25 protein-coding genes and 2 tRNA genes are annotated in these 26,315 nt (G+C 66.4%); 16 read left to right on the top strand and 11 right to left on the bottom strand.

Annotated features, from left to right (window positions below; genetic code table 11):
• The first annotated feature begins 44 nt into the window (after window positions 1–44).
• Together HUG10_RS10490 and HUG10_RS10495 are read left to right on the top strand one after the other, a co-directional pair.
• Entirely contained in the window at window positions 45–584 is a 540-nt protein-coding gene (locus HUG10_RS10490; protein WP_179169532.1) for a DUF2243 domain-containing protein, read from the top strand.
• A gap of 241 nt (window positions 585–825) precedes the next feature.
• Complete coding sequence (locus HUG10_RS10495; protein WP_179169533.1) at window positions 826–1,437, top strand: PadR family transcriptional regulator; 612 nt, start codon at window positions 826–828, stop codon at window positions 1,435–1,437.
• Between the two features lie 69 nt (window positions 1,438–1,506).
• Here the strand turns inward: HUG10_RS10495 and HUG10_RS10500 are convergent, their stop codons facing one another.
• Window positions 1,507–3,294 (bottom strand): site-2 protease family protein, encoded by a 1,788-nt coding sequence (locus HUG10_RS10500; protein WP_179169534.1) that lies wholly within the window; start codon window positions 3,292–3,294, stop codon window positions 1,507–1,509.
• Between the two features lie 154 nt (window positions 3,295–3,448).
• Here HUG10_RS10500 and HUG10_RS10505 point away from each other — a divergent pair, with 154 nt between their 5' ends.
• From HUG10_RS10505 to HUG10_RS10515, 3 genes are all read left to right on the top strand, one after another.
• A complete protein-coding gene (locus HUG10_RS10505; RefSeq protein ID WP_179169535.1) occupies window positions 3,449–3,985 on the top strand; it encodes an LURP-one-related/scramblase family protein in 537 nt (178 codons plus the stop codon).
• A gap of 421 nt (window positions 3,986–4,406) precedes the next feature.
• Window positions 4,407–5,972 (top strand): heme-binding protein, encoded by a 1,566-nt coding sequence (locus HUG10_RS10510; RefSeq protein WP_179169536.1) that lies wholly within the window; start codon window positions 4,407–4,409, stop codon window positions 5,970–5,972.
• 208 nt (window positions 5,973–6,180) lie between these two features.
• Window positions 6,181–7,758: a sensor histidine kinase gene (locus tag HUG10_RS10515; RefSeq protein WP_179169537.1), complete on the top strand. Its 1,578-nt coding sequence runs from the start codon at window positions 6,181–6,183 to the stop codon at window positions 7,756–7,758.
• 174 nt (window positions 7,759–7,932) lie between these two features.
• On the opposite strand, the gene HUG10_RS10520 is transcribed toward HUG10_RS10515, so the two are convergent.
• On the bottom strand, window positions 7,933–8,100 hold the full coding sequence (locus HUG10_RS10520) for a hypothetical protein (protein WP_179169538.1): 168 nt from the start codon (window positions 8,098–8,100) through the stop codon (window positions 7,933–7,935).
• The gene (locus HUG10_RS10525) at window positions 8,100–9,167 is read right to left on the bottom strand and encodes an aldo/keto reductase (protein ID WP_179169539.1); all 1,068 of its coding nucleotides are present in this window, start codon (window positions 9,165–9,167) and stop codon (window positions 8,100–8,102) included. The genes HUG10_RS10520 and HUG10_RS10525 overlap by 1 nt, the downstream gene beginning before the upstream one ends.
• Before the next feature lie 100 nt (window positions 9,168–9,267).
• Between HUG10_RS10525 and HUG10_RS10530 the strand changes: the two genes are divergently transcribed.
• The 5 genes from HUG10_RS10530 (at window position 9,268) to HUG10_RS10550 (ending at window position 12,966) form a co-directional block, all read left to right on the top strand.
• Window positions 9,268–10,278, top strand: coding sequence for an SMP-30/gluconolactonase/LRE family protein (locus HUG10_RS10530; protein WP_179169540.1), 1,011 nt, complete (start codon window positions 9,268–9,270; stop codon window positions 10,276–10,278).
• Window positions 10,279–10,342: 64 nt separating this feature from the next.
• Window positions 10,343–10,534, top strand: a complete 192-nt coding sequence (locus HUG10_RS10535) for a hypothetical protein (protein WP_179169541.1) — start codon at window positions 10,343–10,345, stop codon at window positions 10,532–10,534.
• 108 nt (window positions 10,535–10,642) lie between these two features.
• On the top strand, window positions 10,643–11,566 hold the full coding sequence (locus tag HUG10_RS10540) for an acyltransferase (protein ID WP_179169542.1): 924 nt from the start codon (window positions 10,643–10,645) through the stop codon (window positions 11,564–11,566).
• Between the two features lie 16 nt (window positions 11,567–11,582).
• Window positions 11,583–12,332 (top strand): Nmad3 family putative nucleotide modification protein, encoded by a 750-nt coding sequence (locus HUG10_RS10545; protein WP_179169543.1) that lies wholly within the window; start codon window positions 11,583–11,585, stop codon window positions 12,330–12,332.
• 163 nt (window positions 12,333–12,495) lie between these two features.
• Window positions 12,496–12,966, top strand: a complete 471-nt coding sequence (locus tag HUG10_RS10550; RefSeq protein WP_179169544.1) for a hypothetical protein — start codon at window positions 12,496–12,498, stop codon at window positions 12,964–12,966.
• A 38-nt stretch (window positions 12,967–13,004) separates the two neighbouring features.
• Here the strand turns inward: HUG10_RS10550 and HUG10_RS10555 are convergent, their stop codons facing one another.
• Window positions 13,005–13,520, bottom strand: a complete 516-nt coding sequence (locus HUG10_RS10555) for a hypothetical protein (RefSeq protein ID WP_179169545.1) — start codon at window positions 13,518–13,520, stop codon at window positions 13,005–13,007.
• Window positions 13,521–13,673: 153 nt separating this feature from the next.
• On the opposite strand from HUG10_RS10555, the gene HUG10_RS10560 reads away from it, so the two are divergent.
• Window positions 13,674–14,492: a hypothetical protein gene (locus HUG10_RS10560; protein ID WP_179169546.1), complete on the top strand. Its 819-nt coding sequence runs from the start codon at window positions 13,674–13,676 to the stop codon at window positions 14,490–14,492.
• Between the two features lie 101 nt (window positions 14,493–14,593).
• Here HUG10_RS10560 and HUG10_RS10565 read toward each other — a convergent pair.
• Window positions 14,594–14,664 (bottom strand) — tRNA-Gly (locus tag HUG10_RS10565).
• A gap of 198 nt (window positions 14,665–14,862) precedes the next feature.
• Between HUG10_RS10565 and HUG10_RS10570 the strand changes: the two genes are divergently transcribed.
• A complete protein-coding gene (locus tag HUG10_RS10570; protein WP_179169547.1) occupies window positions 14,863–15,696 on the top strand; it encodes an NAD+ synthase in 834 nt (277 codons plus the stop codon).
• A 34-nt stretch (window positions 15,697–15,730) separates the two neighbouring features.
• Here HUG10_RS10570 and HUG10_RS10575 read toward each other — a convergent pair whose 3' ends face one another.
• A complete protein-coding gene (locus HUG10_RS10575; protein ID WP_179169548.1) occupies window positions 15,731–16,432 on the bottom strand; it encodes an enoyl-CoA hydratase/isomerase family protein in 702 nt (233 codons plus the stop codon).
• Between the two features lie 60 nt (window positions 16,433–16,492).
• Here HUG10_RS10575 and HUG10_RS10580 point away from each other — a divergent pair, with 60 nt between their 5' ends.
• From HUG10_RS10580 to HUG10_RS10590, 3 genes are all read left to right on the top strand, one after another.
• Window positions 16,493–17,158: a DUF7114 family protein gene (locus tag HUG10_RS10580; protein ID WP_179169549.1), complete on the top strand. Its 666-nt coding sequence runs from the start codon at window positions 16,493–16,495 to the stop codon at window positions 17,156–17,158.
• Between the two features lie 79 nt (window positions 17,159–17,237).
• A tRNA-Thr gene (locus HUG10_RS10585) sits at window positions 17,238–17,309 on the top strand.
• A gap of 529 nt (window positions 17,310–17,838) precedes the next feature.
• Entirely contained in the window at window positions 17,839–19,164 is a 1,326-nt protein-coding gene (locus tag HUG10_RS10590) for an McrC family protein (protein ID WP_179169550.1), read from the top strand.
• Between the two features lie 133 nt (window positions 19,165–19,297).
• Here HUG10_RS10590 and HUG10_RS10595 read toward each other — a convergent pair whose 3' ends face one another.
• The 3 genes from HUG10_RS10595 to HUG10_RS10605 all read right to left on the bottom strand — a co-directional run bounded on the left by HUG10_RS10595 (window position 19,298) and on the right by HUG10_RS10605 (window position 23,478).
• Window positions 19,298–19,810: a hypothetical protein gene (locus HUG10_RS10595; RefSeq protein ID WP_179169551.1), complete on the bottom strand. Its 513-nt coding sequence runs from the start codon at window positions 19,808–19,810 to the stop codon at window positions 19,298–19,300.
• A complete protein-coding gene (locus tag HUG10_RS10600) occupies window positions 19,811–20,113 on the bottom strand; it encodes a hypothetical protein (RefSeq protein WP_179169552.1) in 303 nt (100 codons plus the stop codon). It lies immediately after the preceding gene.
• A gap of 1,283 nt (window positions 20,114–21,396) precedes the next feature.
• Window positions 21,397–23,478 (bottom strand): RecQ family ATP-dependent DNA helicase, encoded by a 2,082-nt coding sequence (locus HUG10_RS10605; RefSeq protein ID WP_179169553.1) that lies wholly within the window; start codon window positions 23,476–23,478, stop codon window positions 21,397–21,399.
• A gap of 1,036 nt (window positions 23,479–24,514) precedes the next feature.
• On the opposite strand from HUG10_RS10605, the gene HUG10_RS10610 reads away from it, so the two are divergent.
• Window positions 24,515–25,039 carry an SHOCT domain-containing protein gene (locus HUG10_RS10610; RefSeq protein WP_179169554.1) on the top strand — a complete coding sequence of 175 codons (525 nt, stop codon included), beginning with the start codon at window positions 24,515–24,517 and terminating at the stop codon, window positions 25,037–25,039.
• A 161-nt stretch (window positions 25,040–25,200) separates the two neighbouring features.
• Here the strand turns inward: HUG10_RS10610 and HUG10_RS10615 are convergent, their stop codons facing one another.
• The gene (locus tag HUG10_RS10615; protein ID WP_179169555.1) at window positions 25,201–25,470 is read right to left on the bottom strand and encodes a hypothetical protein; all 270 of its coding nucleotides are present in this window, start codon (window positions 25,468–25,470) and stop codon (window positions 25,201–25,203) included.
• Between the two features lie 203 nt (window positions 25,471–25,673).
• Window positions 25,674–26,294: a VOC family protein gene (locus HUG10_RS10620; RefSeq protein ID WP_179169556.1), complete on the bottom strand. Its 621-nt coding sequence runs from the start codon at window positions 26,292–26,294 to the stop codon at window positions 25,674–25,676.
• Between the last annotated feature and the right edge of the window lie 21 nt (window positions 26,295–26,315).

Raw genomic sequence — 26,315 nt, forward strand, 5'->3', positions numbered from 1 at the left:
CGGGCCGGAACCACGTTTTTCCACTTCCGTCCCGTCGTTCCCGTATGAGCGACCAGGGGGAGACGTGGCTCGGTCTCCGACGACGCGTGAAACCGCTCGTCCTGGCCGGGGTGTCCCTCGGGCTGGGGTTGGGCGGGTTCTTCGACGGGATCGTCCTCCATCAGATCCTGCAGTGGCACCACATGCTCTCCTCCCATCCCGACCCGAGCATCGCGGCCGACCTGCGACTGAACGTGCTGGCCGACGGCCTCTTCCACGCCGCGACGTACGCGTTCACCGTCCTCGGGATCGGCCTCCTCTATCGCGCGTGGCGGAACCCCGCCGTGCCGCCGTCGGGCCGGACGCTGTTCGGGTCGGTGGTCCTCGGCTGGGGCGTGTTCAACCTCGTTGAGGGGATCGTGAACCACCAGCTCCTCGGCATCCACCACGTCTGGCCAGCCGGCCCCGGATCCGTGCTCCTGTGGGACGTCACGTTCCTCGTCTGGGGCCTCCTGTTCGTCGGCGGCGGATACGCCATCGTTCGGGGTGACGACGCCGCCTCATCGGTCCGCGAGGCGGAGCGGGACCGGGCGGAGCGGACTTGAGCGGGAGGAATCGTCGAGTTGGACCGGGAGAGCGAGTGGTCAGCACCATTGTACTACGTTCCTTTTGACACTTCTCGCGACCCCCGGATTCCGTCGTTTTCCGGCTTCCGTTGCACTAACACGCAACTAGAGCAACTGGGGTCCGGGGTCCGAGTTCGAAGGCGCGAACGAACTGACCGGCCAGTAAGCGGCGTTGTACGGACCGAAACCCTTACCCTCCGAACTCGGGAAACGAAGCCCAATGCGGAAGAGCGGCCCGCCGCGTGGGCTCATCTCGTATCTCGTGCTCGAACTACTGGAGGAGAAACCGCGGTACGGGTACGAGATCCTCAAGGAGATCACGGAGATCAGCGGCGGGCACTGGGAGCCGTCCTACGGCTCCGTCTACCCCATCCTCTACAAGTTCGAGGACGAGGGGTGGGCCGAGCGCATCGAACGCGAGGACGAACCCGACCGGAAGTACTTCGAACTGACCGACGCGGGCCGCGAGCACCTCGCCGAGAAGCGCGTCGAGACCGGCGGCAAGGCCCGCGACTTCGCGGACGTCATCCTCGGCTTCTACCACGTGTACGTCGCGTTCGCCACCGACGACCGGTTCCGGACCGACGCGCCCCCCGACGAGTGGCGCTTCGACGACACCTTCTCCGCCTGGATCGTCGAGCAGATGATCCGCCACCACGAGCGCGACTTCGGGGAGTTCGAGCGCATCCCCGACACCCCCGACGAGTTCTACGGGAAACACGGCGGCTCGTGGGAACCGGCGGGTAGTAGTTCGGGATCGGAGAACGCCGACGACGGCAAGGACGGAGGGGCCGACGGCGCCGAGGCGGAGAGCCCTCCGAGCGACGACTGAGCGGTCGGACGGACCCGACAGAACCCGGCGGCAACGGAACCGGTCCGAATCGAGCCGACCCTTCGACGACTACCCCGAGATCAGTTGCGGGCCGAACACGATGACCAGCAGCGCCGCGAGCATCGTCAGCCCGACCGAGGTGGTGAGCGTCCTGACGAGCCGCGGGCGGTCCGACACGGGGAGCCGGGCGACGATTCCCTCCATCACCATGCGGAGGATTCGTCCGCCGTCGAGCGGGTAGCCGGGGATGCAGTTGAAGATGCCCAGCTGGACGTTGATCCACGCCGTCCAGAAGAGGACGTTCGCGGCGAGGAACACCGGCGTCTCGCCGAACGCTGCCAGCGGCCCGCTCACCTCGAAGAAGTTGGTGAACACGCCGTAGAAGCCGGCGAAGTTGTACGGCAGGTAGCCGACCGCGCCGGCGAGCGGGAGCACGAGTGCCAGGTACGCGAGACCGAGGAAGGACCCGGCGAGGCCGCTGAACTGCGGCGGCGCGTCGGCCGTGTCGCCGCCGAGCAGCGCGAGGTACGACTCGGCGGGGTACTCGCGAACGCCGAAGTCGTCGACGATCAGCCCGGAGACGCCCTGGGCGCCGTAGACGCCGATCTGCGGATCGTCGGCGGTGCCGCCGAGGGTGAGTTCGTACTCCCGGAACTCCCCGTCGACGTACGCCCGGAGCGTCACGGTGTCGCCGGGCGCGTGGTCGGCGAGCGCCGAGTCGAGGTCGGAGAAGTCGACCACGCGCTCGCCGGCGACCCGGGTCACGACGAACGAGCCGTTCAGGTTCGTGGCGTTGTCCAGCGGGCCACCGTCGGCGACGCTGGAGACGTAGACGCCGAGCGGGAGCGTCCGCGGGCCGGCGCTCGTCTCGAGGCGGGCGTACTCGTGCTGGGCCGCCACCTCGCGGAACTCGGCGTAGGTGCCGACCTCGGTGCCGTTGACGGCGGTCACGTTCACGGGCGCCTCGCCCTCGGTGATGGAGAGGTTCGCCGGGTTCCCGCCCACCGTGCCGACGACGACTACCCGCCGGTCGACGGTCACCGTCTCGTCGCCGTTCACCTCGACTTCGACGGACTGTTCGGGCGCGTCCGCGAGCGCCGCGCGGAGGTCCGACTCGTTCTCGACGGACGCACCGCCGACGGCGGTGATCCGGTCGCCGCCCTCGATGCCCGCCGCGAATGCGGGGGCACCCTCGTAGGCGCCGCCGACCGCGACGCCGGGGGCGGCCGAGATGGCGCCCACGACGGGGCCGAACAGGAGCGCGAAGGCGATGAACGTGATCGCGAAGTTGTTCGTTACGCCGGCGGCGAACATCCGCGAGCGCGAGCCCCGGTCGGCGGACTGCTGGCTCTCCTCGTCCGGTTCGACGAACGCCCCGATGGGAATGATCGCGAGCAGGACGACGCCCATCGAGTCGATGTCGATGTTCTCGACGCGGCACAGCAGGCCGTGGCCGCCCTCGTGGACGACGAGCGCGACGAGCAGGCCGAGCACGATCTCGGGCGCCACCGCGAGCGGGAGGAAGTCGTTGACGCCGGGGATGACGAGGAAGTTCTGGGGCTGGTTCGCCTGGGTCGAGACGGGGTTCTGGAACGTCAGGACCGCCGCCTGGACCAGGAAGTAGAACATCCCGAACATCACGACGAGGGCGATGCCGACGCCGACGTTGCTCCAGGCGCGCCAGAAGCGCCGCGGCGTCGCCAGCCAGTCGAGGAACGCCCGTCCGTGTTTCGTGTGGATCGTCGTCAGCGGCCCCTGAACCCGGACCGAATCGGGGAGGAGGCCCCGCGACTCGAGCGCGATCAGGATCGCGGAGTACGCGATCACGCCCGCGAGAACCCACAGCAGCGTATTCATCTGTCAGTAGGAACCGCCCGCTCGGCCAAATGCATTCGGGTACGGCCCCGCCTCCGGATCCCGATTCGTTCCGCCGGCGGAGTCGAACGCCGACGCCTCGGCGGCGCCGTCCGGAGGTCCGAACGTTCTTGTCCCGGGGCGCGACAGTGCCGCCATGTTCGAGGGGTCGCGGTACGAGGTCCGCCAGAAGATCGCCATCGGCAACAAGTACGTGATCTCCGAGGGGGGCGAGGACATCCTCCAGTCCGCCCAGAAGAAGCTCCGCCTGAAGGAGGACTTCCGGTTCACCGACGTCGACGGCGGCGAGGAGCTGTTCAAGGTGAAGGCCGACAGCGTGCTCGATACCGCCGCGGCCTACGACATCGAGGACTCCCGGACGGGCGAGCGCGTGGGCTCGGTGAAGCGAAGCGTGATGTCGATGTTCAAGCACGAGTACCAGCTGCTCGGCCCGGACGGGAACGTCGTGGCGACGGTGAAGGAGGACAGTTGGCTGCGCGCGTTCGTCCGCCGACAGCTGACGACGTGGCTCCCGTTCGCCTACGGCGTGGAGGCCTCCGACGGGAGCGAGGTCGGTCGTATCGAGGGCGCGTTCTCGCTGCGCGACCGCTACTCGGTGACGGTGACCGGCGACGTGGACCCGCGGCTGCTCGTCATCGCGGCCGTGGTCATCGACGCCATCGAGGGGAACTAGTCGGGTGAGAAATCGCTGATTCCGTGTCGAACTAGCAGACCGCTGCTGCTTAGCGTGACGAGACACCACCGGCCTCCCCAGCCGATTGCGATGCTCGCTCGCTGGCGCTCGCTGCCTCATCCCTCGCACGCGTTGGTGCTCGCGCCGGAGGCGCTCGCGGTCACGCGCGCCAACCGCGAGATGGTCTCCGCCGAATTGCCCGGCACGACGCTTCCGGGAGTCGGACGGGCGACCGTCCCGGAGGACTACCGACGGCGCGTAAGTGGTAGTTGGGACACTTCACTCGGTCGAGGCGATCACCGGGTGGGTCTTTCGAGCTGTTCCACCTCGTCGGAGTGTGTCGAGCTGGAACTGCCGAACGAACGACCCACCACAGAATCGAAGGAAAACAGGCAAATCCCCCGCCTCCCAACGGCCGAACATGACCGAAGCACCGCGGACCGACGAAGGGTGGTACGTGCTCCACGACTTCCGGCAGGTGGACTGGAACGCCTGGCGGGAGGCGCCACAGCGCGAGCGCGACCGGGCGATCGCCGAGGGCGTCGACTACCTCGAACGCCACGAGGACCTCGTCGACGCCGAGGAGGGCGCCTCCGCCGTCTTCTCCGTGCTCGGGCACAAGGCCGACCTGCTCGTCCTCCACTTCCGGCCGACGCTCGACGCGCTCTCGACGGCCGAGCGCCGCTTCGAGTCCACCGCGCTCGCGTCGTTCACGAGCCAGCCGACCTCCTACGTCTCCGTGACCGAGGTGTCGGGATACGTCTCGGACGACTACTTCGAGGGGAACGAGGAGGAGATCGACGAGGGACTCCGCCGCTACATCGAGGGGAAACTGAAACCCGACATCCCCGACGACGAGTACGTCTCCTTCTACCCGATGAGCAAGCGGCGCGGCGAGGAGTACAACTGGTACGACCTCAGCTTCGAGGAACGTGCCGACCTCATGTCCGGCCACGGCGACGTCGGCCGGGAGTACGCCGGGAAGATCAAGCAGGTCATCGCCTCGTCGGTCGGCTTCGACGACCACGAATGGGGCGTCACCCTGTTCGCCGCCGACCCCGCCGACATCAAGGACATCGTGTACGAGATGCGCTTCGACGAGGCCTCCTCGCGCTACGGGGAGTTCGGACAGTTCTACGTCGGCCGGCGCTTCCCGCCGACCGACCTCGGCGCGTACCTCGCCGGCGAGTCCGTGCCGACGAGCGAGCACGGGGACGCGGGACACCACCACGCCGGCGACGAGTCGAGTGCCGCCGGCGGTCACGCCCACGGCCAGTCCGCACACGGCGACCACCCGCACGGCGGCGGCCACAGCGGCGACGGCGACCACCCGCACGCGGAGGGGAGCCACCACGACGGCCACGACGACGAGCACGGCGGTGGCGACGATGCCGACGAGGAGGAGGCCAGCATCCGCGCCGAACTGGAGGATCTAGACATCTACGCGGGCAAGCCCCACGGCGAGGACGTGTTCGCCACCGTGCTCTACTCGGAGGCCGACCCGGACGAGCTGTTCGAGGAGGTCGATGGCCTGCGGGGGAACTTCGAGCACTACGGCACGCACGTGAAGACCGCGGTGTACACCGGGACGGGGACCGACCGCGCGGCGGTGGTCTCCATCTGGGAGACGGCGAGCGCGGCCGAGACGGCAGCGGGGTTCCTCTCGGAGCTCCCCGGAATCGTCGAGCGCGCCGGCGAGGAGTCCGGGTTCGGCACGATGGGGATGTTCTACGCCGTGAAGCCCGAGCACCGCGACGACTTCGTGGAGAAGTTCGAGACGGTCGGCGACGTCCTCGACGACACCGAGGGACACCATGAGACCGACCTGATGGTGAACCTGGAGGACGAGAACGACATGTTCATCGCCAGCCAGTGGGCCTCGCGGGAGGACGCGATGGGGTTCTTCCGCTCGGACGCCTTCCGCGACACGGTCCAGTGGGGACGGGACGTCCTGGCGGACCGACCGCGGCACGTCTTCCTGGCCTGAACGGTCGGCGCGCAGTTCCCGTCGAAACGTATCGATAATCTCCCATCCCGCACCGGACCTCCACTCTTTCGGAATCCACGTGAAGAACACCGTACGGCAGCCCCACAGCGACGAACTCGCGTCGGGACCGGAAGCGGGCGGTGGGATTCTCAGAATCCGGTAACTGAAGGTGTGGGGTTTATCAACGCTGATTCGGTACCCCGTTTCGATGAGTTCCCGCGACGGCCAGGACGTCGGCAGCAACCGGGTGACGGCGCTGTACGCCGCCACGCGGGACCTGCTGACCGCTCCCGATCGGGAGGCGCTGTGTGCCGTCGCGGTCGAGACCGCCGAGGAGATCCTCGGGTTTCCGTTCACCAGCATCCACCTCCTGGACGACGATGGGCTGGAACCGGTCGCCACTACCGACGTGATTGGCGGCGAGTCGGGCGACGTACGGGCGTTCGTGCGTGGCGGTCCGGTGTGGGACGTGTACGCCTCGGGGGAGGCGCTCACCGTCAACGGCGTGGAGTGGGCGGGCCACGAGGTCCACGCCGGCGTCGTCGTCCCCATCGGCGAGCACGGCGTCCTGGTGGCCGGCGGCGGCGAGTCCGACGGCGTCTCGGACGCGACCCTGAAGCTCGCCCGACTGCTGGCCGAGAACAGCGCGGTCGCGCTCGACAGGCTCGAACGCGAGCGACAGCTCGACCAGCTCCACAAGGCGGCGAGGGAGCTGATGGCGGCCCGGGACACCGCGGCCGTCGCCGCGGCCGCGACGAACGCCGCCCACGAGATCCTCGGGTTGCGCGTCAACGCCGTCCACCTCGTCTCCTCGGCCGGTGAGCGCCTCGTCCCCGTTAGCGTCACCGAGGAGGCCCGGGAGCTGCTGGGGGACGTTCCGGACCTCGAACCGGGGAGCGTCGGATGGCGGGCGTTCGAGTCGAAGGAGACGATCGTCCACGACGACGTCCGGAACGCGGATAGCGTCCAGAACCCGGACACGCCGTTGCGAAGCGAGGTCGTCCTCCCGCTCGGCGACCACGGCGTGTTCATCGCGGGCACCGACGAGGTGGACGCCTTCGACGAGTCCGATCTGGGCCTCGCGCACGTCTTCGCCGACAACGTCGAGGCGGCGCTCGACCGCGCCGAGCGGGAGGCGACGCTCCGGACCCGCGAGGCGGAGCTGAAACGGCAGAACGAGCGCCTCGAGGAGTTCGCCTCGGTCGTCAGCCACGACCTCCGGAACCCGCTCAACGTCGCGCAGGGACGACTCGAACTCGCCCGGGACGAGGTCGACAACGAGCACCTGGGCCACATCGAGGAGGCCCACGACCGGATGGCCGACCTCATCGAGGACCTGCTCTCGCTGGCCCGGACCGGCCAGGCCCTCGGCGAGGTCGAGTCGGTCGCGCTCACCCCCCTCGTCAGGGAGGTCTGGACGACCGTTCCGGGCGGGGACCTCACGATGAACCCCGACCTCGGGACCGTGGACGCGAACGCCTCGCGGCTCCGCGAACTGCTGGAGAACCTGTTCCGGAACGCGGTCGAACACGCCAGCGAGGACGTCGCCGTCGAGGTGGACACCCTCCCCGACGCGGCCGGGTTCTACGTCGCCGACGACGGCCCGGGCGTCCCCCCGGAGGACCGCGAGGCGGTGTTCGAGCGCGGGTTCACCACGGCAGCGGAGGGCACCGGCTTCGGGCTCCCCATCGTCCGGGAGATCGTCGAGGCCCACGGCTGGCGCATCTCGCTGACGGAGAGCGACGGCGGCGGCGCCCGCTTCGAGATCCGGACTGACCCGGAGTGAAGGTGGAACGGAACACCGGTCCGGGACACCGCCCGCTATCGCTTCTCTAGTCGAAAGGAAGGGGCTCCGCTGGTCGAGGACGCGAGGGGTACGAGGAGGGGGTGGCCGAAGAGCGGCCGGAGTAACGTACGCGGTCCGCCTCGCAGACACTCGATGGTCGCTCCGCCGGCCGTCCTATCGAGTCGCGCGATACGCAAGCGCACCGATGACACCCGTACCGAGCGTGACGAGCCCCCACAGGCGCGCGTCGCGGTCGCGCTGGCGGGCGTCACGAACCACGAACCCCGCGAGCAGCGCGTGACAGACGAGCGTGAGTGCCGCGAACGTCCGGCGACGCCCCATCAGTCGTCGGCCGACTGGGCCGGCAGGATGCCCGCGTCCCGGAGGTCGTCGCCGTCGACGGACGTCCGGAAGTCCTCGGGGTTCATGCCGTCGTCGCGGCCGACCCCGAAGTTCCGGGCGTACAGGTCGGCGACGCGCTCGAACTCCTCGTCGGAGAGCGCGGGCGTGTCGGGCGCGGCGGCCCACTCGTCGACGTCCTCGCGCGAGCGGAACGTCGGCGTCACCGAGGCCACCTCGTCGTGGGCGAGCAGCCACTGGATGGCCGCCTGGCCCATCGTCCGTTCGCCGTCCCGTTCGAGGAACCGGATCTCGTCGAGCTTCTCCCAGCCGGTCTCGAACCACGCGTCCGGGCGGAACGAGCGGTGGTCGCCGTCCCCGAGTTCGGTGTCGGGCGTGACCTGCTCGTTCAGCAGGCCCGAGGAGTGCGGGACGCGGGCGATGAGGCTCGTATCGGCGCCGAGCTCTCGGGCGGTGTCGATGAAGTGGTTTCCGGGCGTCTGCTCGAACAGGTTGTAGACGGTCTGGACCGCGTCGAAGTCGAGTTCTGCGGCGCGGTCGCCCTCGGCGAGCCAGCCGATGGAGGGGCCGAGCGCCCAGCCGAGCGCGTCGACGAGCCCCTCCTCGCGGAGGTCGTACAGCGTCTCGAGCACCTCGTCGGTCACCTCGTCGACGTTCGCGTTGTGGAGGAACAGCACGTCGACGTACTCCATGTCGAGCCTGTCGAGCGACTTCTCCACCGCCTCGCGGACGTACTCCGCGTTCAGCTCCTTCGGGAGTTCGCCGTGGCCCGCCTGCGGGTTGTTGTAGAAGTCGTAGCCGACCTTCGTGCCGACCGTGACCTCCTCGCGGTGCTCGCCGAGCGCCTCGCCGATGAGCTCCTCCGACCGGCCGTGCCCGTACACGTCGCCGGTATCGAAGAACGTGATCCCCCGGTCGAGCGCGTACTCGACAAGCTCGACTGCGTCCTCGTCGGTGCGGTCACCCCACCAGTCGGTGCCGACCACCCACGCGCCGAAGGCGACCTCGCTCACCTCGACGCCCGAGTCACCGAGTTCGCGGTAGTGCATGCGCGGGTGTCGGTCGTCCGGGAACTTAGCCGAACCGGTTGAGTTGGCGGCCGTATCCGGCCCGGAGATTAAGCACAGCGAGGCCGTGGTACGACCTGTCATGACTCCAATCAGCAGGCGCGCGTTCGGACGCCTACTCGGCACCACGGCGGGCTTCGGACTCGCCGGCGTCACCGGGGCCGACCCCGGCGATGGCGGTCGCCGACGCGGACAGGACGGGTCCGACGCCGTGGAGACGTTCGTGTCGATGCCGGGGGAACGCACGCCGGAGAACCTCGCAATCGGGCCGGGGGGCGACCTGTTCTTCGGCGTCACGGACGGGCAGGTGCGGCGCGTCGCCCGGGAGACGGCGGCGAGCGCGACGGACCTGACGCTCGCGGACACGGACCTGATTGGGGAGCCGCCCGCGGCCGCGGGCGTCGAGGCGACCCCCGAGGGACCGCTGTACGTGGCGGTGAACGCCGACGGCGTCCCGAGCGGGGTCTGGACGGTCCCGCTCGACGGCGGCGAGCCCCGGCCGTACGCGACGGTGTCCGGTCAGTTCACGAACGACATCGTGTACGACCCCGGACGGGACCGGCTGCTCGTCACGGAGTCGTTCGCGGGAGCCGTCTACGAGGTGCCCGTCGGCGAGGGCGGCGTTCCGGTCGACGACGCGGAGGCGACCGAGTGGCTCGACGCGGGCGTCCTCGACACCGAGAGCTTCGGCGCGAACGGGCTGACGTTCCGCGGCGCGGACGAGCTGCTCGTCGCCGTGACCCGCGCGACCGACGGGGAGGGAGCCGACGTGGGACGGCTCGTCCGGGTCCAGATTAGGGACGACGGTGCTGCAGGCGAGCCTGAACTGTTCCTCGAGTCACCAGCGATCTTCGGCGCGGACGGGATTACCGTCCGGGGGGAGCAGGTGTACGTCGCTGCCAACGGACGGAACGAGGTGGTCCGCGTGACGACGGCCGGGGAGTCGGCCGTCGTCGCGGACGCAGACGACGGCCTCGTGTTCCCCTCGGACGTCGTCTTCGGCGCGGGATCCGGGGGCTCCGCCGACCTGTTCGTCTGCAACTTCGCCACCACGGATCCCGGCAGCGCCGGCATCCTCCGAACCCGTCCGTAGGCGCCCACGTGTGGCATATGGAGCGTGAGAAAGAGTCAACTCGGTGGGTCGAGCACGCCGAGGCATGCCCTCCGACGCGGTCGCGGCCCGATTGGACATCATCGTCGTACTGCTGGCCGGCATCCTCGGCGCGCTGCTGGTCCTCCTCCTGGCGAACCACGGGTTCGAGGAGGTCCTGGCCGGCGTCGTCGCCGGGAGCGCGCTCGCCTGGCTGGCCGTCGCAGGGGTGAACGAGCGGATCGGGCGCGGCCCCTGACGCGCCGCGAGCGACTCCACCCCGTAATCCGCGGCCTACCGACTGACCGCTCCGGCGAGGCGTGTGCACATCCGAATCCCTTTGCCCTCCGACTGCGAAGCCGGCACCATGACCAAGCGTCACGCGTCCCTCCCGGACGACGCCGAGGAGGGCCTCGCGACCTTCATCGAGCAGGTGGACGAACGGCTCTCGGGGGAGGAGGACACCTGCGAGGTGGTGCGCGACACGCTCGTGGACCTCTTCGGGGACCGTGACGCCTACGAGCGCTGGCAGGCCGGCGGCGACGTGACCCCCGCAGAGCGCGTCCGCCTCCAGGGGTACGACCCGTGCAATGCGACCCTGGAGTCGGAGTACTACGCCGAGAAGGACGAGGAGGCGTTCAGGCGCTCGAAGCACCTCCAGTGGCTCTGGCGCCAGTTCGACACGACGCCGATGGCCGACAACATCGAGTTCGCGCTCCGCTTCCGCGAGATGCTCGCGGGACACCTGTTCGCCGAGGCCGGCGAGAACCTCCGGCTGTTCAAGGGCATCTCGTTCACGTACGGCCACAATATCGAGATCGGCGACAACACCGTCATCCACGACGACGTCCACCTCGACGACCGGGGGAGGCTGACCATCGGCGACCGCGTCTCCATCTCCGATTCGGCCCACATCTACAGCCACGACCACGACATCAACGACCAGACGGCGATCGAGAACTTCCACACGATCATCGGCGACGACGCGCGGATCACCTTCGACACGATGATCCGCGCCGGGGTGAAGGTCGGGGAGAACAGCGTCGTTGGGGCCAAGTCGGTCGTGCAGGGCGACGTCCCGGCCCACCACGTCGCCGTCGGCAGCCCGGCGCGCAGCGTGAAGGTGAAGCCGGGCTGGGAGTCGGTCGCCGAGCCGGTCGGTGACAGGCTCGAGAACCGCTCGGACGAGCGCCGCGTCGAGTACGAACTCCCGGAGGACCTCGACGTCTTCGACGAGTTCGAACGCGACCTCACGCCGCCGGACCTGGACGCCCCAGGCGCCGAGGACTGAGTCCCCACCTGCTCCCGTGCCCCGAGCCGTCGCCATCAACGTCGCCGCGAACACGAACCTGCCGGGCGCGCGCGGCCCGGTGTACCCCGACGGCTCCTTCGTCTACGTCCCCATCCCCGAGCGCGAGTCGACCGTCGAGCCGGCGCCCACCTACGACGACCTCGGGCTGACCGAGCACGTCCCGACGGACGCCCACGACCTGCCGGTCCACCTCGACCCGGAGTTCGCCGGGGCGCTCGACCGGGAGTCGTACACCTACGGCGACCCGCACGGCGTGAAGGCCGGACCGCTCTCGCGGCTGGATCCGGGCGACTTCCTGCTGTTCTACGCGACGCTCTCCCGCGTCGACGGAGCGAAGCAGGCGGACGAGACGGCGCGGGAGGTCGAGCCCGCACGGGACTGGCTGGCGCCCGAATGGGGCGCCTACCTCGTCGGCGAGTTCGAGGTGGCGGACGTGCTGACGGGCGAGGAGTACCGCGAGGCGGGGGCCGCGACCCGGGAGCGGTTCGCCTCGAACGCCCACGCCCGGCGCGACCCGTTCGACGCGGCGGTGCTCGTCCGCGGCACCGACCGGTCGCGGCTGTTCGACCGCGCGGTCCCGCTCTCGACGCCGACCGCCGGCGCCGACGCGAACCGGCTGGTCACCGACCTGTCGAACGACTCCGGGAAGGGACCCTGGTGGCGCCGGGTGTTCCGCTACGACGAGGACGCGACGGAGGAGTTGCGCGAGTACGTCGCGGCCGATCCCGCCGAGTGGCTCGGCTGACCGAACTTCTCGTGTGGCCGAACTGATGGGTCTGCCGGTCGCCCGGCCGACGACCCCGAACGGTCCCCGTCCGCGGGTCTCCACCCGAAACGCGGCGCACGGGCGTCTGACGCCCGCAAGACACCGACAGAGTCCTTATCCCTACTGGTTCGCAATCGGACACATGAACACGACGCGACGCGAGATGCTCGCGGCCGCGGGCGCGCTCGGCGCGGCCGGGTTCGCGGGCTGTCTCGGCGAGGACACGGCGAACCAGGCGGGCGTGGGCGGCGACGACGGCGACTCCAGGCTCGCGTACCTGCGCGTGGCGAACGAGGATAACCGGGACCACACCGTCCACCTGCTCGTGCAGCGGGACGGCGAACCCGTCCACTGGTCGTCCCACGACCTCGCGGCCGGGAACGACAGGGTGACGAGCCGGACCATCGAGCAGTCCTGGGTCGGTGCGAGCGGCGAGGTCACCGTCTACTTCAGGCTCGACGGCGCCGACGAGTGGGACTCCTTCGACATCGACGACGGCAGGGGCGACTGCTACGGTGCGATGGCGAAGGTCGACGGGGACGGCGAGTTCGGCGTCTGGTTCCAGAAGGACCCGCCGGCGTGCGAGCGGACGCCGACGGCGACGTCCGAGTAGAACGGGTCGCCGCCGGGAGGGTGGCCCGGCCCGAGCGTTCAGTCGTCGGCAGTCGAGACGTCCGCGTTTCGCGGCGACGCGACGGCACGGAGGCCGGCCCGGGCGAGCGCGCCGAACGCCCCGCCGGCGAGGAAGACGCCGACGGCCCGGACGATGCCGCTGGACGTACCGAGCGCCGCGATGCCCACGGCGAGCAGTCCGGCGACGAGCGCGAGCAGTTCCGTCACGGGCGAGGTCTCCGAGCGGCGGCGGCGTTCGACCGCGACGCCGGTGACGATGCCGCCGAGCACGAGCACGGTGCCGATACCACGGCCCACGCCGGCGACCCAGAGCGCGAGGACCGCCGCCAGCGTCGCGGCGGCGCCGTTGGCCGCCGCGAGCAACACGGTCTCCCCGTTCGCGGACCACCCCTCGCGCTCGGCGAGGCGGCGGAAGACGTCCGGGAGCGTGAATCGGGCGACGCCGAAGACGACGACGAACGTGATGGTGGCGAGGACGAGCGGGACGACCCCTCGGACGAGGGCCGCGAGCGCGTCGAGCTGAAGCGGGACCATGTCGGGGTGGCCGGCCGGGATCGGCTTAAACTCCTCCGCTTCCGGCCGAAGGGGAGCGGATTACCCCGCCGGTTCCTCGTCCACCCCGGGGGGGACCGCCCCGATGTCGTAGGATGCAGATAACAATGGCCGAAACTAAAGTACGGGGCCCACATGAGAGTCCCAGCGAACGAGTTCCAGGAGTATCTCGCGCCCGACGAGTCGGTCGTCGAGGCGGGGACGGGAGCGCTCCTGGAGAACGCCTACCGGACGGACGGCTTCGTCGGGATCACCGACCGACGAGTGCTGTTCGTCTCCGACGAGGACGGGTTCGTGGGCATCTCCCAGGACGGCATCCACTCGATACGGAGCCGACCGGGGACGGCTGCGACATCGCACGGGACCGGATACCGGCTGGTATCGGTCGCCGGCGCCGTCCTCGCCGTCCTGTCGTTCGTCGGCGTGCTGGCGCTGGGAGCGAGCGGGCTCGCGTCCGTCCTGGCGCTCGTGACCGTCGGCGGCCTCGTAAGCGCGGAGTACCTCCGGAGAAACGGTGTCGAGACGGACTGGGCGGTGCTGGCCGACCTCGAAGCGGACCTCTCCGCCCGGCTCGGCGACGTCGAGTTCCTCCGGGCGCATCTGGACGACTCGTGGGACGTTGACCGTCAGCAGCTCCTGATCCTCGGGAGCGGTCTCGTCGCCCTGACCGCGTTCGCCGGCCTGGTCGCCGTCACGGCGAGCCTCCTCGCGATCCCGCTCACGCTCGTCACGCTCGGTGGGATCGCCGTCATGGACTACGCCCATCGCAACGGGCGTGATGCGGGGAGGCTCGAGCGGAACCGACGGGCGGAGCGGAACGTGAGCATCCACCTCGCCAGCGGGCAGGTCGTCGAGTTGCGAGTCGACTCCCGGGAGCGAATCGACCGCGCGCTCAGCAGGGCAGCAGCCGGGAGGGCGCACGAGGCCCCGACCACGAAGTTGACCCGTCCGTAGCCTCCGGAGACTGTCCGACTCACTGTCGCGCCCGAACGAGCCCCGGTGAGTCCGATCTGTGGACCCCATCGCCGAGGCTGTTCGTTCGTGTTCGGGAGGAGTGCGCCGTCCGGGAATTGAACCCGGGCTATTGGCTTGGGAAGCCAATGTCCTACCACTGGACCAACGGCGCTCACTACGGTCGCACCGGGATCCACCACACGTCGGTCGGTGAACCGGCGGCGCACCGCTTTCGTACCACGGAGTACCCCATCCCGCCACTTCAACTAATCGGTAGCGCGGGACCGCCCGACGCCGGCGAAGTGGGCACTCGTCCAGCCGTCGCGGCCGACGCGTGACTATTAGTCCGTCGACACAGAACCAATCGGCGATGAGCGACACCGTTCTCCTCGACGAATCGAACACCCCCCTCGACCTCCGGCTCTCGGAGGCCGAACTGGAGGCGACCCGCGAGCACGTCATCGACTTCGTCGCCGACCAGGTCGAGTCGGCGGGGCTCGACGGCGCCGTGCTCGGGCTCTCCGGCGGTATCGACTCCACGACCGTCGCCTACATCGCCGCCGAGGCGCTCGGCGCCGACGCGGTTCACGGACTGGTGATGCCCGGCGAGGTGAACACCGAGGGGAACATGAGCGACGCCGAGCGCGTCGCCGAGGACCTCGGCATCGAGTACGACGTGGTCGGCATCGAGTCGATCGCCGAGACGTTCTACGAGGCGTTCCCGGCCGCGACCGAGGACCGGATGGCGAAGGGGAACGTCCGCGTGCGCGTCCGCGGCGTGCTCAACTACTTCGTCGCGAACGCGGAGGACAAGCTCGTGCTCGGCACGGGCAACCGCAGCGAGGCGCTGGTGGGCTACTTCACGAAGTACGGCGACGGCGCGGTCGACTGTCACCCCATCGGGAACCTCTACAAGCAGCAGGTGCGCCAGCTGGCCGACTTCGTCGGCGTCCCGCGGGACCTGGTGATGAAGACCCCCTCCGCGGAGATGTGGGAGGGACAGACCGACGAGGAGGAACTGGGGCTCACGTACGACACGCTCGACGCCATCCTCGCGCTCCACGTCGACGGCCCGCTGTCGACGAGCGCGACGGTCGAGCACCTCGGCGTCCCCGAATCGGCCGTGGAGCGCGTCGAGGAGCTGTACGAGGTCTCGAAGCACAAGCGATCGATGCCGCCCGCACCCGACGAACTCCGGCTGTAGAAGCGTATTCCTACCCTCGACGGGACGCGACCGCCTAGTTCGTCCGTCCCCGGGCGATGTCGGCGGCGTGGGCATCGTGAAGCCGAGCGAACGCCTCGCGCTCCGTTCGCTCCCGCTCGTCGACCGGGGCGTCGTCGCGAATCAGTCCCTTCACCGCCGCGAGGGCGTCCGGTTCGTTACCCGCGAGTTCCGCGGCCACGGCGGCCGGGTCGGGGACGACCCGGGAGACGAGTCCGAGTCGACGGGCTTCCTCGGCGTCGACGGTCCGGGCCGAGAGCGCGAAGTCGAGCGCGTCGCCCTCGCGCATGACCCGACGGAGGCGAGCCGTCCCGCCCCAGGCGCCGAACAGGCCGAAGCGAACGCCGGTCTCGGCGAAGGTCGCGTCGGGGGTAGCGACCCGGACGTCGCAGGCGAGCGCGAGTTCGACGCCGCCGCCACGGGCCGCCCCGTCGATCCCCGCGACGACGACGGCCTCGGCGTCCTCAATGCTCCGCGCGACGCGCTGGCCGTGACCCGCGAAGGCGGCGGGGTCCGAGAGGTCGGTCACGACGTCGAGGTCGGCGCCGGCACAGAAGGCGTCGCCGGCGCCCCGGAGGAGCACGACCGGTTCGGTCGCCTCGGCCACGGCCGCCTCCAGCGCGTCGAGGTCGGCCGGGCGGAGCGCGTTCCGGGCCGCGGGCCGGTCGATGGTGACGGCCCGGTAGGCGCCGCCGTCGGCGCGTTCGGAGCGGATCATGCGACGGGGTTGCGGGCCGTTTCCAAAGGTCTTTGCCCATGCCGGCGGAACGTTGGCGCGATGGACGACGCCGTGCGGGTCCGCGAGGCCGCCGAGGGGGCGCTGGCGGACATCGAACCGGCGCGGCTCAGGGGGTTACTCGCGGGCCGGGTCGCCGACGCGGAGATGACGCCGGGGGTGCTCACGCTCGTGAGCGCCCGCGCGCTCGATCCGACCGCGACCGGCGACGGCGTCGCGGAGCGGGCCGCTGGGGTCCAGCTCATCTACGAGGGACTTCGACTCACCCGCCGACTCGCACACGAGGAGCCGTGGGACGACGTCGACCTCGACGCCGTCGGCGACGTGGCCGCCGACATGGACGTGCTCGCGGCGGACGTGTTCGTCGCCCGCGGCTTCTATCTGCTCGCGCGAACCGACGCAGCGGAGAAGGCCGTCGAGACGGTCCGGGCGTTCGGCCGCGACCAGACGCTCCGCCGCGAAGCGACTCGGGAGGCCGAGCGATCCGCGCTCGATCGGAACCTCGAGGCCGACGTGTTCGAACTCGCGGTCGTCGCCGGGACTGACACCGTCGGCGCCGACGCCCCCGCGGACCTGCTGACGTACGCCGCCGCGCTCGCCGGCGACGACGACGACCGGATGCCCGCGGAGGGTGCGCTTCCGGAGTCGGCAGGTGATCGGATCGCCGCGCTGGCCGACGAACGAGTGGCCTCGTCCGTCGATCCGTGAGACGGCGTCATTCCGTAACACGGCGACGCGACGCCAATCGAAACGCCTAAAGACGACAGCGGCGAACCGATGGTTGCCTGCCTGGGTAGCTTAGCGGTAAAGCGCGTCCTTGGTAAGGACGAGACCCCGGGTTCAAATCCCGGCCTAGGCTTGCGCCTGCGGCGCAGACAGTAATTCCTACACAGCGGCGCCCTAGCATAAGTATTCCGCCGATTAGCACCATCAATCCCACCCGTCTTCCAGAGAGAATTGCCGCCTTTGTTCATTAGCTAAGGACACCCGTGAGCGCGGTCACCCCCATGCGTCTCACGGTTTGCCAAAATGAGTGTATCTACGCGGGAAGCGACGAAGAGATCGCGGCCGCCCTCACAGAATCCGGTAGGTGACGCCGGAGTTGTGACATTGAGACAATGCCGCCGCCAATCGAGAACGTTACTCCGGCTCGCAAATTTGCAGAATCTCGCGCTGGTTGGAGTCACTGATTAGATTTCCCACAATTAGAGGCTCTTCGAGAGCGTGAGCAGAAGGAACTCATCAAAAAGCTTGAATCGGGGAATGATATCACGAGGCCGGATAAAGAGCCTCCGAAGCACGTGTCACTGCGTGTTGACAGTGTGTATCTTCGCCGGAAAGCGCGAGATATGTTCGGGATCGATATCGATACACGAGGAGCATAACCCGTGAGTCGGACCTCTGCAGAAACACTGCGTAAGACAGTCACAGCAGAGCTCATTACCTATCTTGGTGCCGGTAGAATCAACACCACTCAACTCGCTCAAACGATCGATTATCGAGATCAGAATATCGAATCTTTAGAAGAATTGAAACGACTTCGGTTTGTGCTTCACGAGCCGGTCCTGAAGTATATTGAGCAAGTCCCCAAGTGGTTGCGCCGGATTAAGACTGACCACCGAACAGAAACACAGACTGTTCAGGGAGAGGTACGGGGTCGAATCGACTGGCCGCAGACTACGCAGATTCGGTCGCAAGCTGGGTTTACAGACCCATCACAGTTCGCCATCACATCTCCAGTATTACAGTATGATCTGCCAGAAAATCGTGTTATCAAAAAACTCCTCTCGGAGATAATGCTAACCGTCAACCAGGAGATCGCCGGAACGACATATGACTGGAGCCAGTGGGACAAACCTGCTATCGATCGGCTTACAACAACCGTCACGGAGAACCGATATCTGAACGAACTGCCGGATGCAGATGCGATCAACATTACAAATCGAGATCTAAAGGCTGCGAAGCAGTCGCGACATGAACTGTATCGTCGGAGTGAACAGCTCTACCGATTACTCGATGACCTTCTAAACGACCGGTATGAACAGCCGCAGGTGCAATCCGTCCTCAAGGAGACTGTTATTGCTCCCACAAAGAACCACAAGCTCTTCGAATTATTTTGCCTATTTGCGTACGTCGAACAGCTACAAAAGGCACACTCTGGAATACAGCTCCATCCAATTCGATCAGGGATGGGTCCATTCGCAGTGTTACAGGGTGACACACAACAGATCGAAGTATACTATGACCAGACTGGGCCATTGACATTTCGCGAGTCATTCGACAGCTTAGGCCCGGTTGATGAACTCCCCGAAACAATTCAGCGGCATGTAGAGGCTGTTGAGCGCCACTCTAAATTAGCCGAACAGTTCCTTAAGCGCAAGAATCAGGATGCGTTCTACGAGGGCCGTCCTGATTTGCTTGTACTCAAGTATAGGACCGATGAAGGTAAACGGATCCTCGAACATGTAACGATTGGAGAATTCAAGTACACCAAGTCAGAGGAAACGTTCTCCCAAGGGCTCCGAGAGCTGCTCGAGTATATCCAGTTCGCCAAGTCAGAGTCCGAGTATCTAATTGATAACGGTAGTCACAACCAACGTCTGGCTATTCGCGGAATTCTTTGTACCGATGGTGTTGCGACAGAGCAGGACACAGTAGATACGGTCACCCACTATACGTCAGAAACACTCAAAAGCATGCTTCAGTGTCACTGACCAATACCGGCAATGTTCAGGTTTATCTCATATTGAATCTTAAATCAATTTGAACACGAGTCTGTAAAAAAGAACGTTATCGACAGTGACGTTCCTATCCAGTCGCGCAGCCGATTCGTGGACAGGGTCGCATCTACGAGTCGTCGAGGAGCAAGCGCGCTCGCTCGACGTAGCTGTTTGCCTCCCAGCTTCGGGCGGTACTGATCTCGTCGAGCAATGTACGTGCGTTCTCGGACGTCAGCGTCTCAGTCCGCACGAACACCGAAAGCAGCGTTGGCGTCGTCACGAGCCGTGTGTCAGCCAGTGAGGCGTGGATCAATCCAAGCCGGATGAATTCATCACAGAGCACGAGTTCGGCGCCGATGTCATTCGCAAGTGTCACCGCAGCGTTCTCACCATCGTCAAGCGGGAACTCGGCGTCGAGCTCCACAGACTGGACAGTATAGTGAGCCGAATGGTCGAGGACCGCGTTCGCGGCCCGGCCGTGATCGTCGTCGTATGACGCAACATCGTGGAGTTCCTCGACGACGTGGTTCGGGACTCGTACATCATACTCGTCCAAGCAGAGCGAAAGCGGATCGGGAGAGGACTCCGAGGCGATGCCGAGACTGACCAGTGCGGAGGTATCTGCGATCAGGATCGGCATCTACAGCTCGGCGACCTCGTCGACGAAGTCCTCGTCAAGCTGCTGTTTCAACACCCGGAGGTTGGCCGCTTCCTCCGCGCCGACGAGCGCCTTGAGTTGGTCGAAGGTGATCTCGTCGTCGTAGTAGGCAGCGGCGATCTCCTGCGTGAGCGTGTCGTCATGGGTAGCGTCCTGGAGGTACTCACGGAGCGCGGTCACGAGGATGTCTGTTCGGTCCTCCCCCAGGACCGCGGCGAGTGCGTCGGTCCGATCAATGAGTCGGTTCGGGGCCCTGAACTGGACCCGCTTCTTCTCCGTGCTCATGATGTGTACATTGTGAGCCAGCGTACTTAACGGTTTTCGTGTGTACAATGTGAGCCACTACGGCCCAGTGAACCCATCGGACAGTGACACGGCATCGCCTCCAACTGCACCACGCTCACCCGGCGCCACGGCTCCTCCTCCAGGTCTCGCTGCAGTTCAACGCGATTCCACCCACCGCCGGCAGGTGACGGCTGAAACACGAGGCGACGCTGGCCACCGCCGTCGAGCTGGAACGTGATGGTGAACCGATGCGCCGGCATAGTTCACCACCAGCCACGAAACAGCGGTGGCGCCGAAACGAAATCCGAGTCAGCAACGTCCCGCACCGCTCACAGCAGCCCAGGAGGTCACCCTGGAACAGGGCGACCGACCGGTCCGTAAACCTGTGAGGGCGGTGGTTCGGAAAGCCCACCAAGGAATCACTGCGTCGCCGCTGGACGACGGGCGTGAGTCCTAGATCGGTTCCAAACTCGGTTTTACGGGTATGCAGCGGCGAAGAGCGTCCCTCGGACGCACACGGCGACGCGTGTGGAATCCAAAATCGGGCCGCTGGTCCGCAAGGAATGCGGTGAGATACGTCCGAGGTGAACTAGGACGGAAGCGGCGCGTTCCTGCGTCTGTGACCGACGTGAGCAAGGATAGCTCCCGAACGGCACAGGAGTCGGAGCCCGATGACGTGATTGCTGGTGGCCACGTCACCACGTTTAGGGTTCATCGATCGCGCTCAGAAGGGTAAAACCGCATGACTGCAACCGTGTTTGGAACTGATAGCGGATGCGTGTGCGCACTGGCCGTTAGGCTGGTCATTCGGAAATGTCCCGCAAGCGGCACTCTTCCAGTTGTGAGCGGCCGTTGCGCCTCCATCCATCGGGGGGATGCCCCGTCCTAGTTCGAGTTCAACGCGTGGTGTGGTGTGTTCTTGCGGACGATAGACGGGGTTTGGAACCGTTCGTGACTGGATGTGGAACGTCGAGAGATGTTGTCGTCGTCTCTCGGCCGCTTACTGCAAGCCAGGGAACCGAGTTTGGAAGCGAGGGACGATCACCGAAGGGTATAGTACGGACAAGAGGGACCAACGCGGTCCTTCAGCGTGACTCCATCACGGGAAAATCGCATGTTCGGCAATCGGTGATTCGGTCAGGGACTTCGACGGCGCCCTACGATAATGAGGTCAGGCTGCGGTCTAGGCTCTTCTCGATCCCTCACAGTCACACGAGCAGTGGCGGTGGACCGCGACCCATTACCTCCCCGTGACTTCGAACAGAATATGCCGCTGATCGAATTCACACAGACATCACAACCTCTGCGAGTACGAAGGGAAACACGGGTCCACTGCCGGCATCTCGCAACGCCATAGTTGCTTCAGTAAGCGTCCACCGCGAGTCGACGAGGTCGTCGACTAACAGTACAGGTTCAGTTCGGACAGAACCGGTTACTTCGATTGCGCCCTCTACGTTCCACCGCTTCTGGTAGGAGTTCGCCAACTCCTCCTGCGGTTCGATCTCTCCGGTCTGCCCGAGCGAGTCCACGTACGGAATATCCAACCCCTCCGCGATCCGTTGGGCGAGGTCCACGATTTGATGGCTGTTCGCCCTCGTGGGCACAGCAGTGACCCACTGAGGGGTTGGTGAGGGTTCCCAGTCTCGGATGTGGCTTACCGCGGCCGCCACGAGTTCGTCGTCGTACTGGTCCGCTCCGCGACCGTGTTCTACGAGCGAACCCCATCCCGGACCGCCGTAGCTCGAGAGGACGCGGCCGTCCTCGTGTTTCAACTCCTCCGGAATCTTCGAGCGCCCACCTTCCTGCTTGGGTTCGTAGTAGCGTGCAGAGATCTCGTCCCAGGAGTTTTGTTGGTAGTGTTGAACGGCGATGTCGATCAGGTCCTCCCGTTCGACCGTACGGGGGACGAAATCTCCGGCACAGTTCGCACACTGGCCACAGTCGGCCTCGAGTGAGCCGTCCAACTCGTCGTCGATGAACCGGGTGAGACACCCGTCCGTCGCGACGAACTCCTGAACGCGTTCGAGTTCGTCCCAGCGGTGTTGCGTGACCGATTCGATCCGTTCGTAGTCGTAGGACCACTCCTTTGCCGTCCGTTCGAACCCGTTCTCCCCTTCGAAGATAGCGTTCTCGACCCGGAGAATGCTGAGACAGGTAGATGCGGCCCCCCACGTAACGTTCACCTCCTTTAGCAGTTCGTACTTGTAGAGCTGCTCGTCGCTCTCTTCGAGAACCGAGAGTATCGCGTGAAAGTCCTCGGGGGCCGGAAACGCCTGTTCGATGAAGTACTCCGCGATGTCATCGTCCTCCGCTCCGCTCAACAGCACTGCATACGACTGGTCAAGCCCTCGTCCTGCTCGGCCGATCTCCTGGTAGTATCGAATGAGGTTCGGAGGCCGCTGGTAGTGGACGACCCATCCTAGATCGGGTTTGTTGAACCCCATTCCTAGCGCATTGGTGGCGACGAGCGCATCCACCTCGTTCGCCATCAGTCGCTCTTCCAGCTCCTCACGCCGGTCACCGTCCATTCCGCCGTGGTACGGTTCGACGTCATGGCCGAACATTCCCAGCCAGCCGGCGACAGCCTCGACCTCGGCAGTGGTCAGACAGTACACGATGCCCGAATAGTCGAAGACCCCGAGGTTCTCCGCCAACCATGCCAACCGCTCGGCCCGCGAGTCGGTTTCTATGGTCTGAATCCGGAGGGAATCTCGAACGAGTTCGCCCCGGATCGCGTGAAGGTCCGGCACTTGGCTGGTGATGTCCTCGACGACCCGGTCGTTGGCCGTCGCCGTGGTCGCGGCGACGGGGATGTGATCCGGGAACTCCTGGAGAATACGCCTGATACGCCGGTAGTCCGGTCGGAAGTCGTGCCCCCAGTCCGAGATACAGTGTGCCTCGTCGACGACGAGGAGACCGAATTGCTCGTCCATCTCCAGAAGGACCTCCTTTTGGAATTCGGAGTTCGCGAGCCTCTCGGGAGAGATGAGGAGGAGATCACACTTCCCGTCAACAACTGCGGTCTTTGCTTCGTTCCAGTCGTCGGAGTTGTTGGAGTTGATCGTCCACGCCGCGAGACCCAGTTGCTTCTCAGCGTCCTGAATCTGATTACGCATCAAGGACAGAAGCGGGCTGATAATGAGGGTCGGCCCTGCACCCCGCTCTCGGAGCAGTTTCGTCGCGGTGAAGTACACCGTACTCTTCCCCCACCCGGTCCGCTCGACGATGAGCAATCGTTGCTTTCGGTCGACAAGTCGCTCGATCGCTTCCCACTGCTGGGGGCGGAACTCCGCATCCGGGCCGATGCTCCGCTCGAGTAGTTCCTGGCCTCGGGCGCGTAACTCGGACCCGGCGTCAGCATCCATGCGCAGCGATAAGCGAACACCGTCTTATAGGCATACCGCCTGGAGGGTGGTGCGCGAGTCAGCGGAGATCGTTGGTGACGCTGCGATGCCGTAGTCGTCCCGACTGATCGAAGTTGAGGGCGGCAAAGTCACGTTCGCACCTCCTGACTCGATGACTGTCGCGCATCGAACCGCCGACTCGTTCGAGTGACAGTCGGCAGATGTTCGACGAGCCGCATCCCACCGGTCATCACGACCGGCTCGAAGGTCGTTCAGTGTGTGCATGACCATGTGAGCGGGGCTCGGCACGGCTGCGACCGTTCACGATCGGTGAAATCATCCGGAAGAACGCTCCCTCACCGTGTGTAGTGGTGAGTGTGAGATGGAGCCTTCGAACGGGTTCAGCGATACCAGCATTCCGAGTTCTGTTGATAGAGAGCCTGAGGCGCCCAGGGTGCGGAGGTTCTCATCCTAAACAGCAGGTGGCAGGTCGGGAGCATCGACCGTTCACCGACGGGTGGTGTCGCGAATCGATAGACTGCAGCCGTGTGTGAACCCAGCCCTGTGTCCAGTGGGTGGTAACGAGGAGGTGCGACAACGCCACGTGATTCGTGTTCGGATTCCCGCTCACGCTCCGTTAGGGCGGCTCGCACTGCCGTTGCGCATCTGCGGAGCTCCGGTTCGCACGCCAGTCCATCGGGTTCACAGCTCGTTCCATCGTAGGGTAGCAGGTCTCTTGCGGTCGGGTACACCGTTTGTGTGCAATCGATGGAAGGGCGAGTACCGGTGAGAGACTCGCTACGCAGTTCTCACCTGTCCTGTCTGGTTGTGAGTACCCCCTGAGAGGATGCGTCTCCGACGACCGGTCACCAGAGCGTGCGCGGCGGCGAGCGCGAAGGCGATCGTGACGCCGGGTCGAGGAGGACGAGGAAGCCACGGCGGGAGGGCATCATACGCCGAGGAGAGCCGTCGTCCGTAACTGCGTTCTTCCCGTCATCATGTCCCGGAGAGCAAGAAAACGAGATTTACGTGTGCGCGACTACATCGTCGGATAGCGATGGGCTGGCTCAGAACCAACCTCCTCTGGATATCCCTCGTGGGGCTGCTCGTCTCCGGCGGCCTGTTACTCGTCGTCGTCGGCTTCCTCGGACTCGTCGTGTACAGCGCGCTCGGAACGGGGACGCCGATCGTCGGCGAACTCCTCGACGTCGCCGCCCCAGTTCTCGCGGTCACGTCCGTGCTGCTCGTCGCGACCGTGCTCTCGGGCGTCGGGTTCGTCTGGGCGCTCCTCCGGCGAGCCTCGGTCCCGCGGAGTTCGCGGCTGGCGGCGCTCGCGGATCGGATCGAGCGCGAGTATCCGCCGCTTCGGCCGTTCGGGCTCTCCGACGCACTCGCGCCGCCGAAGCCGTCGGCCGAGGAGCAGTCCGCGAACGCGCTCGCGGAGCTCAAACGGCAGTACGTCGACGGCGAACTGAGCGAGCGCGAGTTCGAACGCAAGGTGGACCGCCTCGTCGCGAACGAGTCGGTCGACGAGGCGCGCGCCGAACGCGAACGACGGGCCGTGCTGGACGACCGGTCGTGAGGGATTGGACCGGCAATCGTGAACCGGCAAAACCGAACCCGGGCCGAGCATCCAAGTGAAGTGAACCAGGATCCGAACGGGGACGGAGGGAGGAGGACGGGAGGGCGAGCGGGAAGAACCGAAGACGGGGACCGGGTGGCGGCGGAGCCTGCGGAGCGAGCTCAGTTCCCGGAGCCGTAGCCGTGCCCGACGAGGATGGTGACCGCGTGGAGGGCGAGCAGGGCCACGAACGCGACGGCGTACTCGCCGACGAGGTCGACCGCGAACAGCGGGAGGTACGTCAGCGGGAGGAACGCCGCGAGCCAGAACGCCACGACCTGGACGGATTCGACGGCGCCCGCGAGGAGGGTTTCGGCCCCGTGTCGGAGGGAGGCGGCGGGGGCGTTCGCGGCGACGGTGCGGAGGGCGTCAGTTGGTTCGGACGTGGACATTGTCTGGCTCCAACTACCCATCAGATGGCAACCATCGTATAAGGTACATTTCCTTGCAACTGGTTCACGTCAGTTCGTACTCCGCTGACCTTTCAGCGACCCTTCAGGGACCGTTCACGAGTGAGCTGCGACGTTTCACGAGCGCCCCATAATCCATTAGAACGTTCATAAATACTTCTCGTCGCGTAGCGCTAATTCGAAGATCAGTTGTCGTATCCGGTGCCCGTCGCCGCATCCGGAACCTCCGCGCGCTCGACCGGGAGGTCCAGTTCCTCAAGCGCGGCCTGCATGTGCTCGTCGTCGACGTAGTCGGCGCCGGCCGCGACGCGCTTGGACTGCGAGAGCGCGAGCACCTCGCCGCGGCGGTCGTCGGGGATGGCGTACTTGTCGACGACGAGTTCGATGGTGAGGCCGTTGTGATCGCGGGTGTACAGCGAGTGGAACGCGCCGCGATCGAACTCGCTGAAGCCGTGGCCCTCCTCGTTCAGCGCCGTCTTGATGTTCTCCAGTTCGCCCGCCTCGATGCTGAACGCCAGATGGTGGACGGCGCCGACGCCGGTCCGCTGGGGCGCGGGGTTGGAGTCGCGGTCCTCGTTGACGAAGAACGTGAGGACGCGGCCGTCGCCCGTGTCGAAGAACAGGTGGGTGACGTCGGGCGCGTCGAGGTTTGGCTGGCGGAGCACGAGCGGCATCCCGAGGACGTCGCGGTAGAACGCGACGGTGTCCTCCTCGTTGCTGCCGATGAGCGTGATGTGATCGGTTCCGGTCGTGTGGAGCGCGCTATCCGGCGTCTCGGCGGTGACGGGAATCTCGGAGTCGGCCATACCCGAGGGACGTGCGCCAGA

Origin of the sequence: Halorarum halophilum (genome assembly GCF_013401515.1) — an archaeon.
GTDB classification, from domain to species: domain Archaea; phylum Halobacteriota; class Halobacteria; order Halobacteriales; family Haloferacaceae; genus Halorarum; species Halorarum halophilum.

Excerpts from the sequence above, each read along its gene's own strand:
- HUG10_RS10490 (WP_179169532.1), top strand. The coding sequence starts at position 45 with ATGAGCGACCAGGGGGAGACGTGGCTCGGTCTCCGACGACGCGTGAAA.
- HUG10_RS10495 (WP_179169533.1), top strand. The coding sequence starts at position 826 with ATGCGGAAGAGCGGCCCGCCGCGTGGGCTCATCTCGTATCTCGTGCTC.
- HUG10_RS10500 (WP_179169534.1), bottom strand. The coding sequence starts at position 3,294 with ATGAATACGCTGCTGTGGGTTCTCGCGGGCGTGATCGCGTACTCCGCG.
- HUG10_RS10505 (WP_179169535.1), top strand. The coding sequence starts at position 3,449 with ATGTTCGAGGGGTCGCGGTACGAGGTCCGCCAGAAGATCGCCATCGGC.
- HUG10_RS10510 (WP_179169536.1), top strand. The coding sequence starts at position 4,407 with ATGACCGAAGCACCGCGGACCGACGAAGGGTGGTACGTGCTCCACGAC.
- HUG10_RS10515 (WP_179169537.1), top strand. The coding sequence starts at position 6,181 with ATGAGTTCCCGCGACGGCCAGGACGTCGGCAGCAACCGGGTGACGGCG.
- HUG10_RS10520 (WP_179169538.1), bottom strand. The coding sequence starts at position 8,100 with ATGGGGCGTCGCCGGACGTTCGCGGCACTCACGCTCGTCTGTCACGCG.
- HUG10_RS10525 (WP_179169539.1), bottom strand. The coding sequence starts at position 9,167 with ATGCACTACCGCGAACTCGGTGACTCGGGCGTCGAGGTGAGCGAGGTC.
- HUG10_RS10530 (WP_179169540.1), top strand. The coding sequence starts at position 9,268 with ATGACTCCAATCAGCAGGCGCGCGTTCGGACGCCTACTCGGCACCACG.
- HUG10_RS10535 (WP_179169541.1), top strand. The coding sequence starts at position 10,343 with ATGCCCTCCGACGCGGTCGCGGCCCGATTGGACATCATCGTCGTACTG.
- HUG10_RS10540 (WP_179169542.1), top strand. The coding sequence starts at position 10,643 with ATGACCAAGCGTCACGCGTCCCTCCCGGACGACGCCGAGGAGGGCCTC.
- HUG10_RS10550 (WP_179169544.1), top strand. The coding sequence starts at position 12,496 with ATGAACACGACGCGACGCGAGATGCTCGCGGCCGCGGGCGCGCTCGGC.
- HUG10_RS10555 (WP_179169545.1), bottom strand. The coding sequence starts at position 13,520 with ATGGTCCCGCTTCAGCTCGACGCGCTCGCGGCCCTCGTCCGAGGGGTC.
- HUG10_RS10560 (WP_179169546.1), top strand. The coding sequence starts at position 13,674 with ATGAGAGTCCCAGCGAACGAGTTCCAGGAGTATCTCGCGCCCGACGAG.
- HUG10_RS10570 (WP_179169547.1), top strand. The coding sequence starts at position 14,863 with ATGAGCGACACCGTTCTCCTCGACGAATCGAACACCCCCCTCGACCTC.
- HUG10_RS10575 (WP_179169548.1), bottom strand. The coding sequence starts at position 16,432 with ATGATCCGCTCCGAACGCGCCGACGGCGGCGCCTACCGGGCCGTCACC.
- HUG10_RS10580 (WP_179169549.1), top strand. The coding sequence starts at position 16,493 with ATGGACGACGCCGTGCGGGTCCGCGAGGCCGCCGAGGGGGCGCTGGCG.
- HUG10_RS10595 (WP_179169551.1), bottom strand. The coding sequence starts at position 19,810 with ATGCCGATCCTGATCGCAGATACCTCCGCACTGGTCAGTCTCGGCATC.
- HUG10_RS10600 (WP_179169552.1), bottom strand. The coding sequence starts at position 20,113 with ATGAGCACGGAGAAGAAGCGGGTCCAGTTCAGGGCCCCGAACCGACTC.
- HUG10_RS10605 (WP_179169553.1), bottom strand. The coding sequence starts at position 23,478 with ATGGATGCTGACGCCGGGTCCGAGTTACGCGCCCGAGGCCAGGAACTA.
- HUG10_RS10610 (WP_179169554.1), top strand. The coding sequence starts at position 24,515 with ATGGGCTGGCTCAGAACCAACCTCCTCTGGATATCCCTCGTGGGGCTG.
- HUG10_RS10615 (WP_179169555.1), bottom strand. The coding sequence starts at position 25,470 with ATGTCCACGTCCGAACCAACTGACGCCCTCCGCACCGTCGCCGCGAAC.
- HUG10_RS10620 (WP_179169556.1), bottom strand. The coding sequence starts at position 26,294 with ATGGCCGACTCCGAGATTCCCGTCACCGCCGAGACGCCGGATAGCGCG.